This is a genomic window from Mycobacterium sp. smrl_JER01 (assembly GCF_048513595.2).
Lineage (GTDB): Bacteria > Actinomycetota > Actinomycetes > Mycobacteriales > Mycobacteriaceae > Mycobacterium.
On record NZ_JBLXXK020000001.1, the window covers coordinates 5,196,424 to 5,209,325 of the forward strand.

The following is a 12,902-nucleotide window of genomic DNA, read 5'->3' on the forward strand; positions in this document are numbered from 1 at the left end:
AGTGACCTGAGTCACGTTTCCTACGCGATGACCGCGACCTTGGACTCGGCCTCCGCGGCGTTGAAGCGTTTCCGGTAGTCCGACGGAGTCACGCCGATGACGCGCCGGAAATGATGGCGCAGCAGCGTCGCCGTGCCGAAGCCGGTCTGCTCGGCGATGCTGTCGACATCCAGTGTGGTCTCTTCGAGCATGCGGCGTGCGTAGAGCACCCGTTGATCTGTGACCCACTGCATCGGGGTGCGACCGGTCTCCTCGACGAAGCGGCGCGCGAAGGTGCGGCCGGACATGTGCGCCCGCCGCGCCAGGGTCGTGACGGTGTGCGGTTTGTCGAGGTTGGCCAGGATCCAGTCGAGGTGCGGCGCGAACCGCTCCGAACACTTCACCGGTATCGGCTGGTCGATGTACTGCCGTTGCCCCCCGTCGCGCTGGGGCGGTACCACCATCCGGCGGGCGATCTTGTTGGTCACCTCGCTGCCGAGCTCGCGGCGCACCAGGTGCAGGCAGGCGTCGATGCCGGCCGCGGTGCCAGCGCTGGTGATGAGGTTGCCGTCGTCGACGAAGAGCACGTTGCGGTCGACCTTGGCGGTCGGATACATGCGAGCCAGCTTGTCGGCGTGCATCCAGTGCGTCGTGCACGGACGTCCGTCGAGCAGGCCGGCGGCGCCGGCGACGAACGCCCCCGAGCACACGGTCAAGATGATCGATCCGGATTCGGCGGCGCGGCGCACCGCCTCGAGCGCCTCGGGCAGGTAGTCGAGGCCCCCGATCGCCGGAATGGCCACCAGATCGGCTCCCGCGAGGTCGGCGAGTCCGTGATCCGGCGTGATCGTCGCGCCGACTGAGGTCCGCAACGGTAGACCCGGCTGCGGCCCGCAGACCTTGAAGTCGAAGTTGGGCACGCCGTCGGCGGAGCGGTCGATGCCGAAGACCTCGCAGATGACGCCGAACTCGAACACCGCGAGGTTGTCCAGCACCAGCGCAGCGACCGTCTTTATCGTCATGGCAGCATCTTAGCGAGAGTTGTCTCTTCTGCCACTGTTGGCCGGATATTGCCTGAACGCACCATTGCTGCCATGAGCATCGTATCTGCCTTCCTGATCCTTCTCGCCCCGTTCGCCGTGGCCGGTGTCCTCGGTTGGGCGGCCCACCGGTCCGGCACGCTGCGCGTGCGCCTCGACCAGTTCAGGTGGGCGGCCCCGATGACCGGCCCACTGTTCGACGACCGCGACTCATACCGGGTGCGACACGACGTCGACGCCATCCGCACCCGGTTCGAGGAACACCCCAACTGGCCCTCGTCAGGTGCATCCAGCGAACGACGTTAGAAACGCTTCGACCGCGTCCCGGTATTTCCTCGGCGCGTCGTCGTGGATGAGATGGCCGGCGCCGGGCACGCGCAGATAGGTCGATCCGGGGGCCATGTCGGCCATCGCTCGCATCTGCCCTTCCGGCGCGACCGAACCGTCGGCCTCCAGCAGCAACGTCGGCACCGACACCGCCCGCCACTGCTCCCAGTAATCACGGGTGCCCCACTCGGCGGCGATCTCGATCCACTTGTCGGGATGACCGTGCAGGCGCCAGCCGGTCGCCGTCCGGTCGAACGCCTCCAGAAAGTACCGGCCCGCGACCGGCCCGAACTCGGCGAACACCTGCTCAGCCGAGCCGAACTCGACCGGAAGCGCATGCACCCACGGTTCCCACGGACCGGTGGTCCGGCCCCGGAAGTCGGGGGCCATGTCCTCGACCACCACCGCCGCAACCAGCGCGGGCCGTGCCGCTGCCAGGCACCAGGAGTGCAGCGCCCCCATCGAATGGCCCACCAGAACCGCGGGCTCACCAAGCTGAGCGACCGCATCTGCGAGGTCGTCGACGAACCGCTCGGTACAGATCGGATGCACATCAGCGACGTCCCGTCCCCGATGCCACGGCGCATCATAGGTGTAGACCCGCCCCCACCTGGTCAGCCACGGCAGCTGCCTCGACCAGGTGCTGCCCCGGCCCATCAACCCGTGCACCAGGACCAGCGGCCGCCCGCTGCCACCCCGAGCGGTGAGGAAGTCCATCAGGCCATCATGCCGACCCGGCGCGGTAGCCTGATCGCCATGTCCACCAACACGCCCGTGGTGAAGATCAACGCGATCGAAGTCCCGCCGGATGCCGGTCCGGAACTGGAGAAACGGTTCGCCCACCGCGCCCACGCCGTCGACAACCAGCCCGGTTTCCTGGGCTTTCAGCTGCTGCGTCCGGTGAAGGGTGAGGACCGCTACTTCGTCGTCACCCAGTGGGAGTCCGAAGAAGCATTCCAGGCCTGGGCCAGCGGCCCGGCGATCGAGGCACACGCAGGTGAGCGCGCCAACCCGGTGGCCAAAGGCGCGTCACTGCTCGAATTCGAGGTTGTACTCGACGTTGCGGGGACTGACACCAAGGCCTGAGGCAGGCCGGGCCCGGCGCAGGGTGGCCAGCTGTGTGATCGCACTGCTCTGCGTCGTGTCCCTGGCCTGCGGATGTGCCGCCACACGACCGGCGCCGGCCGACGCCGCCTACGGCGTGCCCATCCAGCTCAACACGCCCCAGGGTCTGCGGGCCAAGCAGACCATGGACATGCTCAACAGCGACTGGCCGATCGGTGAGGTCGGGGTGCGTACCCTGGCGGCCCCCGAGGTCGCCGAGCATGCCGGGGTGACGATGGACCGGATGTGGTGGGACCGCCCCTTCACCGTCACCGGAGTCGACATCGGCGCGGGCCATGCGAAACTCGCCATCACCAACTCCTATGGCGTGGCCCAGACCATCGACCTGCGGACCGACGATGCCGGCATGGTCGACCGGTTCGACGTGCAACTCGTCGCGCCCAGCATCGACACCTGGTCCGACATCGACGAACAGCTGACCCAATCGGGTGCGCGGTACTCCTATCAGGTCGCCAAGGTGACCGACGGCCGGTGCGTCAAGGTCGCGGGCACCAACACCGACATGTCGCTGCCGCTGGCATCGATCTTCAAGCTCTACGTGTTGTTCGCGGTTGCCGAAGCGGTCAAGGCGAACACGCTGGAGTGGAGCGACACCCTGACGATCACCGCGGCGGCCAAGGCCGTGGGCTCCTCGGGGTTCGACGAACTCGCGCCCGGCGCAACGGTTTCCGTGCGCGACGCCGCACAGCAGATGATCTCGGCCAGCGACAACATGGCCACCGACCTGCTGATCGAACGGCTCGGACCGGGAGCGATCGAGCGGGCCCTGGCCGACGCCGGCCATCACGACCCGGCCAGCATGACCCCGTTCCCCACGATGCACGAACTGTTCTCTGTCGGCTGGGGCACCCCCGACATTCGTGAGCAGTGGAAGCAGGCCACCCGGGAGGGTCGCGCGCAGCTGCTTCAACAGACCAATTCCCGCCCCTACGAACCGGATCCGAAACGCGCCCACATGCCGGCATCCGACATCGGCGCAGAGTGGTATGGCAGCGCGGCCGACATCTGCCGGTTGCACGCCGCACTGCAGCAGGGCGCGGTCGGCGAGGCGGCCCCGGTCAAGGACATCCTGTCGTTTCTGCCCGGGATCGATCTCGATCGTGCCGAATGGCCCTACATCGGCGCCAAGGCGGGCAACCTACCCGGTGATCTGACGTTCAGCTGGTACGCCGTCGACCGCTCGGGCCAGCCGTGGGTGGTCAGCCTGCAGTCCAACTGGCCGGAGTTCCGCAGTCAGACCGCCGCGGCCTGGCTGATGTCGATCGCCAGGCAGACGTTCGACCTGATCCCGAACTGAGCACGACCCGAAGCCGCCCAGGAGGTACGCTCCCTTTGCTGCGGTGTACGGGAACCCGGTGTGAGACCGGGGCGGCCCTCGCCACTGTGAATGGGAAGTCGGTGACCGAAGTAGCCACTGCCTGCGCTTTCGCGCGGGTGGGAAGGTGGACGCCGGCACTCCGGGCCACTCTGTGTGGTCCGGTGAACCCATGAGCCAGGAGACCGGCCGCAGCGACCACATCGAATGCCCTCGAGGTGCGGGGCAGAAAGGCTCAACGAGTAGATCATGCACATTGCAGAGGGGTTCCTCCCACCGGCGCACGCCGTGGCGTGGACCATCGTCGCGGCGCCGTTCGTCGTCCACGGGGCCAGACAGGTGGTCCTGACGGTCAGGCGGCAGCCGTCAGCAGGCCCGCTGTTGGCCGCGGTCGGCGCGTTCTCGTTCGTCATGTCCGCAATCAAGCTGCCGTCGGTGACGGGGTCGAGTTCCCATCCCACCGGAACCGGACTCGGCACAGCGATATTCAGGCCACCGGTGATGGCGTTTCTGGGCACGATCGTCTTGCTGTTCCAGGCGCTGCTGCTCGCGCACGGCGGAATCACCACGCTCGGAGCCAACGCCTTCTCGATGGCGATCGCCGGGCCATGGGCCGGCTTCGCGGTTTTCGTCGCCCTCCGCAAGGCCGGGATCGGAATCCTGCCGTCGGTGTTCGCGTTGGCCTTCGTCGCCGACCTGGTCACCTACGTCGTCACCAGCATTCAATTGGCGCTGGCGTTCCCCTCCGTCGAGGGCGGGTTCGTCGAAAGTCTCGCCGAGTTCATGGGTGTCTTCGCGGTCACCCAGGTGCCGCTGGCCATCGTCGAAGGCCTCATCACGGTCGTCATCGTCCGGGTGCTGATCCAGGTTGCGTCCTCGGAACTGCTGAACCTGGGCTTCCTGAAGCGCAAGGATGTTCCGGCCAGCGCCGCCGACGAGGTGCCCAGCAGCGATCGGACGGGGGTCTAGCAGATGGTTCCGCGTAACGAAAACCCAGAATCGGGCCGACGTTCTGTCATCGTGATGGCCGTCGTATTGCTCGCCATCGCAGGTGCCATCGCGGTCGGATCGCTGTTGTACGGGTATGCCGCCGATTCCGAGGCAGAGTTCGGCGGTGCCGACGGCCAGGCCGAAGAAGTGATCACCGAAATCCACGAGGACTACCAGCCGTGGTTCTCGCCACTGGTCGGCGAGCTCCCCGGTGAGGTCGAGTCCGGTCTGTTCGCACTGCAGGCGGGCCTGGGCGGCATCGTCCTGGGCAGCGCGGTCGGCTGGTACGCCGGACGCAAGCGTGGACGTACCGAGGCGCTCACCGCCACGGTGGGGGGCGGTCAGGCGGACGGCGCACCTACGGGTGGGTCGGCAGACGGGACGCATGTCGGCGACTGAGTCGCCCACGTGAATCCGCTCGACCTCAGTGCGGCGCAGAATCGGTGGTCGACCGATCCAGCTGCCGAAAAAGTCTGGTTGTTCGGGGGCTTGCTGCTGTGCGCGATGGTTCTGCCGCCGCGCACCGGTGCGCCGCTGGTCCTGGTCACAGTGGCGGTGGCGACTCTGGTAGTGGCCCGGGTGCAGGTTCGGCTGTTCACCCTCGCCCTACTGGGGCCTGCCGTCTTCATCGTGCTTGGCTCGCTGCCGATCGCCATCGGATTCCGCGGTGGGCCCCACCTGGAGCCCGGCGGGGTCGACCTCGCAGTCGACACCTCACTTCGGGCCATCGCCGCATCGGCGGCGACCATCGGTCTGGCGATGACGACCCTGATGGCGGATCTGCTCGATCTGGCCCGACGGGCCGGGGTGCCGGCCCCGCTGTGCCATGTCGCGGACCTGACGTACCGGCTGGTCGGCATCCTGATCCGGTCGGCGCGCACCTCCCGGGAGGCGATCGGGCTGCGGTTGGGCCTGCGCAACCCGCGGGAGGCGATCGCCGTGATCGGAGCCCAGTCCGCGCTGGTCTTCGTCCGCGCGATTGATCGCGCCCGCGCGATGTCGGAGGCCATGTCGCTGCGGGCCGAACCGGGCCAGACCGCGGTGCTCACCACCGACCGGCCGGTGCGTCCTGCGCGACTGGCGGTCACCGCCGCGGTGCTCGGGGCGGTCGTCGCCACATCCGTGCTGACATGGAGGATCTGGAACGGTGGCTGACGACGAACTCCTCGGACTGCGGGATGTCGGCTTCGCCTATCCGCGCAGACCACCGGTCCTCGACGGGGTGAACCTGTCACTGCGGCCGCGGCAGCGCATCGCGTTGCTCGGCGCCAACGGCTCTGGCAAGACGACACTGCTGCGCATACTCGTGGGGCTGGCGAGGCCGACGACCGGAACGGTGCGGCTGGACGGGACGGTCCTGCAGCATTCCCGCGCGGACCGCACCCGGCTGCGGACCGGGGTGCAACTGGTGCTGCAGGAGCCTGACGACCAGATCGTCGGCGCGACGGTTCGGGCGGACGTGTCGTTCGGGCCGACGAACCTCGGCCTGGACCGGTCAGAGGTGATGGCTCGGGTCGACGAGGCGATGACCGCCCTGAACATCACCGACCTCGCCGACCGCCCGCCGAACCATCTGTCGTTCGGGCAGCGCAAGCGGGTCGCCCTGGCCGGTGCCCTGGCCATGCGCCCGCGCGTGCTGCTGCTCGACGAAGCCACGGCCGGACTCGACCCCAGGGCGGTCGACGATCTGCTGGGCACGCTGACCGCGCTGGCTGCGTCGGGCACCGCGGTCGTGCTGGCAACCCATGACGTCGATGTGGCGTGGACGTGGTCGCAGGAGACGCTCATCCTCGCCGGCGCAACCGTGCGTCGCGGACCTACCGAGGAGCTGCTGACCGCCGACGAGGTGCTCACCAACGCCCGCCTGGGCACGCCGTGGGGGGCCGCCGTCTCGCGCAGACTGAACCGGACCGTGCTACGTCCCGAGGAGATCTGATCACCCATCGCGACCTGACGACAACGGGTGGCCACCCGAAGGTGACCACCCGCCATCGGCGTTGTCGCGACGTTATTCGGCCGCGCTCGGCGCTCCTGCCGCACCGGCCTGGGCGAGGTCCGGCTCGGCCGCGACCGGCTTGCGGGAACCGGTGAAGGTGAACACCGCGTCCTCGCCGGCGCCCTCGCCGTCCCAGCCCTCGACGTCGACCGTGACCAGCTGACCCGGACCGACCTCCTCGAAGAGGATCTTCTCCGACAGCTGATCCTCGATCTCGCGCTGGATGGTGCGACGCAGTGGCCGCGCACCCAGCACCGGATCGAAGCCACGCTTGGCCAGCAACGACTTGGCCTTGTCGGTCAGCTCCATCGTCATGTCCTTGGCGCGGAGCTGATTGCCGACGCGGCCGATCATCAGTTCCACCATCTGGACGATCTCGTCCTGCGTCAGCTGGTGGAACACGATGATGTCGTCGATGCGGTTGAGGAACTCCGGACGGAAATGCTTCTTGAGCTCGTCGTGAACCTTCTGCTTCATCCGCTCGTAGTTGTTCTCGCCGCCACCCTGGGTGAAGCCGAGGCCGACCGCCTTGCTGATGTCGCTGGTGCCCAGGTTCGAGGTGAAGATCAGCACCGTGTTCTTGAAGTCGACCGTGCGGCCCTGACCGTCGGTCAACCGGCCGTCCTCGAGGACCTGCAGAAGGCTGTTGTAGATCTCCTGATGAGCCTTCTCGATCTCGTCGAACAGCACCACGGAGAACGGCTTGCGGCGCACCTTCTCGGTGAGCTGGCCGCCCTCCTCGTAGCCGACGTATCCCGGAGGCGCACCGAACAGCCGCGACGCGGTGAAGCGGTCGTGGAACTCGCCCATGTCGATCTGGATGAGCGCATCGTCGTCGCCGAACAGGAAGTTCGCCAGTGCCTTGGATAGCTCGGTCTTACCGACACCGGACGGGCCGGCGAAGATGAACGAACCGGACGGACGCTTGGGGTCCTTGAGTCCGGCACGGGTGCGGCGGATGGCCTTGGAGACCGCCTTGACCGCGTCCTCCTGGCCGATGATCCGCTTGTGCAGCTCGTCTTCCATGCGGAGCAGACGGGTGGTCTCCTCCTCGGTCAGCTTGAACACCGGGATGCCGGTCCAGTTGCCCAGCACCTCGGCGATCTGCTCGTCGTCGACCTCGGCCACGACATCGAGATCGCCTGAGCGCCACTGCTTCTCACGCTCAGCACGCTGCGCGACCAGCTGCTTCTCCTTGTCGCGGAGGCTGGCTGCCTTCTCGAAGTCCTGCGCGTCGATCGCGGACTCCTTCTCCCGTCGCGCGTCGGCGATCTTCTCGTCGAACTCGCGCAGGTCCGGCGGAGCCGTCATACGGCGGATACGCATCCGGGCGCCGGCCTCGTCGATCAGGTCGATCGCTTTGTCCGGCAGGAACCGGTCGTTGATGTAGCGGTCGGCCAACGTGGCGGCCGCAACCAACGCGGAGTCGGTGATCGAGACACGGTGGTGCGCCTCGTAACGGTCCCGCAGACCCTTGAGGATCTCGATGGTGTGCTCGACCGTCGGTTCACCGACCTGCACCGGCTGGAACCGGCGCTCCAGCGCGGCGTCCTTCTCGATGTACTTGCGGTACTCGTCGAGCGTGGTGGCGCCGATGGTCTGCAACTCGCCGCGGGCCAGCTTCGGTTTCAGGATGCTGGCGGCATCGATCGCACCCTCGGCCGCACCCGCACCGACCAGGGTGTGCAGCTCGTCGATGAACAGGATGATGTCGCCACGGGTGTTGATCTCCTTGAGCACCTTCTTCAGGCGCTCCTCGAAGTCACCGCGGTAGCGGCTGCCTGCCACCAACGAACCCAGGTCCAGGGTGTAGAGCTGCTTGTCCTTGAGCGTCTCGGGGACCTCCCCGTGCACGATGGCCTGCGCCAGGCCCTCGACGACGGCGGTTTTACCGACGCCGGGCTCACCGATCAGCACCGGGTTGTTCTTGGTGCGGCGGCTCAACACCTGCATGACCCGCTCGATTTCCTTCTCACGGCCGATGACCGGATCGAGCTTGCCCTCCATGGCCGCTGCAGTCAGGTTGCGGCCGAACTGGTCGAGCACCAACGACGTGGACGGATTGCCCGCCTCGCCGCCGCGTCCTCCGGTGCCGGCTTCGGCGGTTTCCTTGCCCTGGTAGCCGCTCAGCAGCTGGATGACCTGCTGGCGCACCCGCGTGAGCTCGGCGCCGAGCTTGACCAGCACCTGGGCCGCGACGCCCTCGCCTTCACGGATCAGGCCGAGCAGGATGTGCTCGGTGCCGATGTAGTTGTGGCCGAGCTGCAGCGCCTCGCGCAGGCTCAGTTCCAGCACCTTCTTGGCGCGCGGGGTGAACGGGATGTGGCCCGACGGCGCCTGCTGGCCCTGACCGATGATCTCCTCGACCTGGCTGCGCACGCCCTCCAGGGAGATGCCCAGCGATTCGAGTGATTTGGCGGCCACGCCCTCACCCTCGTGAATGAGTCCCAGCAGGATGTGCTCGGTGCCGATGTAGTTGTGGTTGAGCATCCGGGCCTCTTCCTGAGCCAGGACGACAACCCGACGCGCACGGTCGGTGAATCTTTCGAACATCCGTGGTTACCTGCTCTCCATCGCATAGGTAGTGCACCGCACGCCCGGCGACATGAACCGGTGCTGTGCACCTACGCCGTCCACTCTAATGGTCGGCGGCTTCGGGTGCCCCGCCTGTCGGCCCTGAACGGAGGGACGACAGCAATCGGAAAGGTCGAGTACCCGACGCTGCCATGACCAACGCGACGGGGTGCGGATTCGTTTCCCGATCCGGGCGGACTGCGGTTCGCCCGCAGCGAACAACCGGCAGGCGATGCACCGAGGTGACGTCACCCGGCAATCAGCCGCCACGTTGCTGCGCAGGTGGCAACGGGAAACGCGCTGCGCTAGGTGGCGGCGTGAAACGCGTCGATGACGTCGGCGGGGATCCTGCCGCGGGTGGACACATTGTGTCCGTTACGCCTGGCCCAGTCCCGGATGGCGGCGCTCTGCTCACGGTCGATCGACCCGCGCCCCCGGGCGGTGGCGACCGCACGGCCGCGCCGCCGACCGCCGACGCGGCGCCCGGCGTCGACCCACTGCTTCAGATCATTGCGGAGCTTTGCGGCGTTCTTGGCGGAAAGATCGATCTCATAGCTGACACCATCGAGACCGAATTCGACCGTCTCGTCGGCGGCGCCCTCACCGTCAAAATCGTCGACCAACGTGACGGTGACTTTTTTCGCCATTACCTACTGCCTTTCCCACGATTCAGACGGGCGGATAAGCCCCCATCTCCGGCCACCAATCTGCCATAACGCGGCGGGCCATTCAACAACGCTCGATTCGGAGCAGTTCAGTTGCCGTGTCGGCGAACAATCGGGAACAAAACCGTCTCCCTAATCGACAGTCCTGTCAACGCCATCAACAACCGGTCGATGCCCATTCCCGTCCCGGTGGTGGGCGGCATGCCGTACTCAAGAGCCGCCAGAAAGTCCTCGTCGAGTGCCATTGCCTCGTCATCTCCGGCGGCGGCGAGACGCGCCTGGGCCAGGAAACGCTCGCGTTGAATGACCGGATCGATCAACTCGGAGTATCCGGTCGCGAGTTCAAAGTTGCGAACGTAAAGATCCCATTTCTCCGTCACTCCGTCGATTCTGCGGTGCGGCCGTGTCAGCGGTGTCGTCTCGACCGGGAAGTCCCGCACGAACGTCGGCGCCCACAACTTGTCGCCGACCGTGAATTCCCACAGTTCTTCGACCAATTTTCCGTGCCCATAACCACGGTCGCGGGCAATCTCGACCCCCAAACCGTCGGCAATCTCCCAAAGCCGCTGCACGCCGGTCTGCGGGCTGATCTCTTCACCGAGGGCCTCGGACAATGACGGATACATTTGAATGGTGTCCCATTCACCGTCAAGGTCGTAGACCGAGCCATCGGCCAGCGGCACCTGGCGGGTGCCGATGGCCTCGTCGGCGACCTCCTGAATAAGTTCACGCGTCACGATCGCCGAATCGTCATAGGTTCCGTAGGCCTGGTATGTCTCCAGCATCGCGAATTCCGGAGAATGGGTGGAATCCGCCCCCTCGTTTCTGAAGTTTCGATTCAACTCGAAGACGCGGTCGAATCCACCCACCACGCAGCGCTTCAGAAACAGTTCCGGGGCGATACGCAGGTATAGGTCGGCATCGAGCGCATTGGAGTGCGTCACAAATGGACGGGCCGCGGCCCCGCCGGCGAGGGTCTGCAGCATCGGCGTCTCGACCTCGAGGAATCCGCGCCGCTCCATGGCCGACCGCACCGCACGCACCACGGCGACCCGCTGGCGGGCGATCGCGCGCGCCTCCGGCCGCACGATCAGGTCGACGTAGCGCTGACGGACCCTGGACTCTTCGCTCATCTCCTTGTGCGCCACCGGGAGCGGCCGCAGCGCCTTGGAGGCTATTTGCCAGGAGTCTGCGAGCACAGAGAGTTCGCCGCGCCGCGAGCTGATCACCTCACCATGGACGAACACGATGTCGCCGAGATCGACATCGGTTTTCCAGGCGTCCAGAGATTCCCGGCCCACCTGGTCGAGGCTGATCATCGCCTGCAGGTGGGTGCCGTCCCCCTCCTGCAGGGTGGCGAAGCAGAGCTTGCCCGAGTTACGGGCGAAGATCACCCGCCCGGCCACCCCGACGTGCTCACCGGTCTTGGTGTCCGCGGCCAGGTTCGGATAGGCGGCACGCAACTCCGCGAGCGTGTGGGTGCGGTCGACCTGGACCGGGTACGGGTCACGTCCCTCGGCGAGCAGCCGGTCGCGCTTGCCTTGCCGGATACGGAACTGCTCAGGGATGTCGTCAACAGAATCGGGGGACGTCACGACGTGCCAGCTTAAATGAACAAATGAGCATGCCCGCCAGCGCGCCGATCGACGGCACCGTCTTCCACGACCGCTTGCACGCACTGTCCGACGAACCGCTGGACTGGAGCTTCAAGGGAATTCCGGCCCGGTGGTGGGGCAGCACCCCGGCGCAGGTGATCGCGCAGCGGCCGCGGCTGTTCGATGCGGGACCCATCGGGCCGGTGTGTGTGATCTATGACGATGCGCTGACGCACAACGTGCAGACCATGGCCCGCTGGTGCCACGAGCGTGGCGTCGAGCTCGCGCCGCACGGCAAAACCCACATGTCGCCGCAACTCGCGGCCCGCCAGCTGACCGCGGGTGCCTACGCGATCACGGTCGCGACCATCGGCCAGGCTGCGGTGTACCGGGCATTCGGTGTGTCCGCACTGGTGCTGGCCAACGAACTGGTCGACCCGGCGGGGCTGCGCTGGCTGGCGGCCGAGCTGGACCGCGATCCTGATCTGCGGTTCATGTGTTGGGTGGACTCGGTGCGTGGGGTGGAGCTGATGACGCATGCGCTGGCCGGCGCCGACCGCCCGGTCGACGTGTGCGTCGAAGTGGGGCCGCCCGGGGGACGGGCCGGCTGCCGTTCGGTGGCCGCCGCGGTCGAGGTGGCCCGTGCGGCGGTCGCATCGCCACGGTTGCGCCTGGTCGGGGTCGCCGGATATGAGGCCGCCGTGTCCCAGGAGCTCACCGGCGACGCCAGGGCGGTTGTCGCGGCGCACCTCGCCGACCTGCGGACGGCGGTGCAGCAATTGTCCGGGCTGATCGAATCCGACGAAGCTGTCGTCAGCGCCGGTGGAAGCACCTACTTCGACGAGGTGGCCGAGGCTCTGACCGGTTGGCCACCGGGGATCACGGTGCGCACCATCCTGCGCAGCGGGTGTTACATCACTCACGACCACGGCCTGTACGCACGGACGTCGCCGTTGACCCGAGGCGGACGCGACGGTCTGCAGCCGGCCCTACAGGTGCTCGCCCAGGTGGTGTCGCGACCCGAACCCGGCCTGGCGATCGTGACCATGGGACGCCGGGACGTGCCGTCCGACCAGGGCCTGCCCGTGGTGTTGGCGCCGGGGTCCGCCACCGTGACCAAGCTCAACGATCAGCACGCCTATCTGCGCCTGGAGCCGTCAGACACCGTCGAGGTCGGGCAATGGCTGCGATTCGGGATCTCGCACCCGTGCACGGTTTTCGACAAATGGCGGTTGATCCCGGTGCTCGACTCCGAGGACCGGGTGCTCGACCTGATCCGGACCTATTTCTGATCCG

Annotated in this window: 13 protein-coding genes and 1 riboswitch; of the genes, 8 read left to right on the forward strand and 5 right to left on the reverse strand. The window is 67.1% G+C overall.

Features of this window, described 5'->3' with window-relative positions:
• Positions 1-20 precede the first annotated feature (20 nt).
• Entirely contained in the window at positions 21-1,001 is a 981-nt protein-coding gene (locus ACNUDN_RS24425; RefSeq protein WP_419124294.1) for a GlxA family transcriptional regulator, read from the reverse strand.
• 72 nt (positions 1,002-1,073) lie between these two features.
• On the opposite strand from ACNUDN_RS24425, the gene ACNUDN_RS24430 reads away from it, so the two are divergent.
• A complete protein-coding gene (locus tag ACNUDN_RS24430; protein WP_419124295.1) occupies positions 1,074-1,325 on the forward strand; it encodes a hypothetical protein in 252 nt (83 codons plus the stop codon).
• On the opposite strand, the gene ACNUDN_RS24435 is transcribed toward ACNUDN_RS24430, so the two are convergent.
• Positions 1,299-2,063, reverse strand: coding sequence for an alpha/beta fold hydrolase (locus ACNUDN_RS24435; RefSeq protein WP_419124296.1), 765 nt, complete (start codon positions 2,061-2,063; stop codon positions 1,299-1,301). The genes ACNUDN_RS24430 and ACNUDN_RS24435 overlap by 27 nt on opposite strands.
• A 39-nt stretch (positions 2,064-2,102) precedes the next feature.
• Between ACNUDN_RS24435 and mhuD the strand changes: the two genes are divergently transcribed.
• The 6 genes from mhuD to ACNUDN_RS24465 all read left to right on the forward strand — a co-directional run bounded on the left by mhuD (position 2,103) and on the right by ACNUDN_RS24465 (position 6,712).
• Positions 2,103-2,432, forward strand: a complete 330-nt coding sequence (gene mhuD, locus ACNUDN_RS24440; RefSeq protein WP_419124297.1) for a mycobilin-forming heme oxygenase MhuD — start codon at positions 2,103-2,105, stop codon at positions 2,430-2,432.
• Positions 2,407-3,768: a serine hydrolase gene (locus ACNUDN_RS24445; protein ID WP_419124298.1), complete on the forward strand. Its 1,362-nt coding sequence runs from the start codon at positions 2,407-2,409 to the stop codon at positions 3,766-3,768. The genes mhuD and ACNUDN_RS24445 overlap by 26 nt, the downstream gene beginning before the upstream one ends.
• Positions 3,769-3,792: 24 nt before the next feature.
• Positions 3,793-3,994, forward strand: a riboswitch (cobalamin riboswitch).
• Positions 3,995-4,035: 41 nt separating this feature from the next.
• Positions 4,036-4,755 carry an energy-coupling factor ABC transporter permease gene (locus ACNUDN_RS24450; protein ID WP_419124299.1) on the forward strand — a complete coding sequence of 240 codons (720 nt, stop codon included), beginning with the start codon at positions 4,036-4,038 and terminating at the stop codon, positions 4,753-4,755.
• A gap of 54 nt (positions 4,756-4,809) precedes the next feature.
• Complete coding sequence (locus ACNUDN_RS24455) at positions 4,810-5,175, forward strand: energy-coupling factor ABC transporter substrate-binding protein (RefSeq protein ID WP_419124300.1); 366 nt, start codon at positions 4,810-4,812, stop codon at positions 5,173-5,175.
• Between the two features lie 9 nt (positions 5,176-5,184).
• Entirely contained in the window at positions 5,185-5,931 is a 747-nt protein-coding gene (locus ACNUDN_RS24460; protein WP_419124301.1) for a CbiQ family ECF transporter T component, read from the forward strand.
• The gene (locus tag ACNUDN_RS24465) at positions 5,924-6,712 is read left to right on the forward strand and encodes an energy-coupling factor ABC transporter ATP-binding protein (protein WP_419124302.1); all 789 of its coding nucleotides are present in this window, start codon (positions 5,924-5,926) and stop codon (positions 6,710-6,712) included. Before ACNUDN_RS24460 ends, ACNUDN_RS24465 begins: the two co-directional genes overlap by 8 nt.
• Positions 6,713-6,784: 72 nt before the next feature.
• Here the strand turns inward: ACNUDN_RS24465 and clpC1 are convergent, their stop codons facing one another.
• From clpC1 to lysS, 3 genes are all read right to left on the reverse strand, one after another.
• The gene (gene clpC1 / locus ACNUDN_RS24470) at positions 6,785-9,325 is read right to left on the reverse strand and encodes an ATP-dependent protease ATP-binding subunit ClpC (protein ID WP_419124303.1); all 2,541 of its coding nucleotides are present in this window, start codon (positions 9,323-9,325) and stop codon (positions 6,785-6,787) included.
• Positions 9,326-9,651: 326 nt separating this feature from the next.
• On the reverse strand, positions 9,652-9,993 hold the full coding sequence (gene lsr2 / locus ACNUDN_RS24475) for a histone-like nucleoid-structuring protein Lsr2 (RefSeq protein ID WP_419124304.1): 342 nt from the start codon (positions 9,991-9,993) through the stop codon (positions 9,652-9,654).
• A 107-nt stretch (positions 9,994-10,100) separates the two neighbouring features.
• Positions 10,101-11,606, reverse strand: a complete 1,506-nt coding sequence (lysS, locus tag ACNUDN_RS24480) for a lysine--tRNA ligase (RefSeq protein ID WP_419124305.1) — start codon at positions 11,604-11,606, stop codon at positions 10,101-10,103.
• A gap of 23 nt (positions 11,607-11,629) precedes the next feature.
• On the opposite strand from lysS, the gene ACNUDN_RS24485 reads away from it, so the two are divergent.
• Positions 11,630-12,898: an amino acid deaminase gene (locus tag ACNUDN_RS24485; protein ID WP_419124306.1), complete on the forward strand. Its 1,269-nt coding sequence runs from the start codon at positions 11,630-11,632 to the stop codon at positions 12,896-12,898.
• Positions 12,899-12,902: the final 4 nt, after the last annotated feature.

Coding starts and splice junctions, on each gene's coding strand:
- ACNUDN_RS24425 (WP_419124294.1), bottom strand. CDS start 1,001: ATGACGATAAAGACGGTCGCTGCGCTGGTGCTGGACAACCTCGCGGTG.
- ACNUDN_RS24430 (WP_419124295.1), top strand. CDS start 1,074: ATGAGCATCGTATCTGCCTTCCTGATCCTTCTCGCCCCGTTCGCCGTG.
- ACNUDN_RS24435 (WP_419124296.1), bottom strand. CDS start 2,063: ATGGACTTCCTCACCGCTCGGGGTGGCAGCGGGCGGCCGCTGGTCCTG.
- mhuD (WP_419124297.1), top strand. CDS start 2,103: ATGTCCACCAACACGCCCGTGGTGAAGATCAACGCGATCGAAGTCCCG.
- ACNUDN_RS24450 (WP_419124299.1), top strand. CDS start 4,036: ATGCACATTGCAGAGGGGTTCCTCCCACCGGCGCACGCCGTGGCGTGG.
- ACNUDN_RS24455 (WP_419124300.1), top strand. CDS start 4,810: ATGGCCGTCGTATTGCTCGCCATCGCAGGTGCCATCGCGGTCGGATCG.
- clpC1 (WP_419124303.1), bottom strand. CDS start 9,325: ATGTTCGAAAGATTCACCGACCGTGCGCGTCGGGTTGTCGTCCTGGCT.
- lsr2 (WP_419124304.1), bottom strand. CDS start 9,993: ATGGCGAAAAAAGTCACCGTCACGTTGGTCGACGATTTTGACGGTGAG.
- ACNUDN_RS24485 (WP_419124306.1), top strand. CDS start 11,630: ATGAGCATGCCCGCCAGCGCGCCGATCGACGGCACCGTCTTCCACGAC.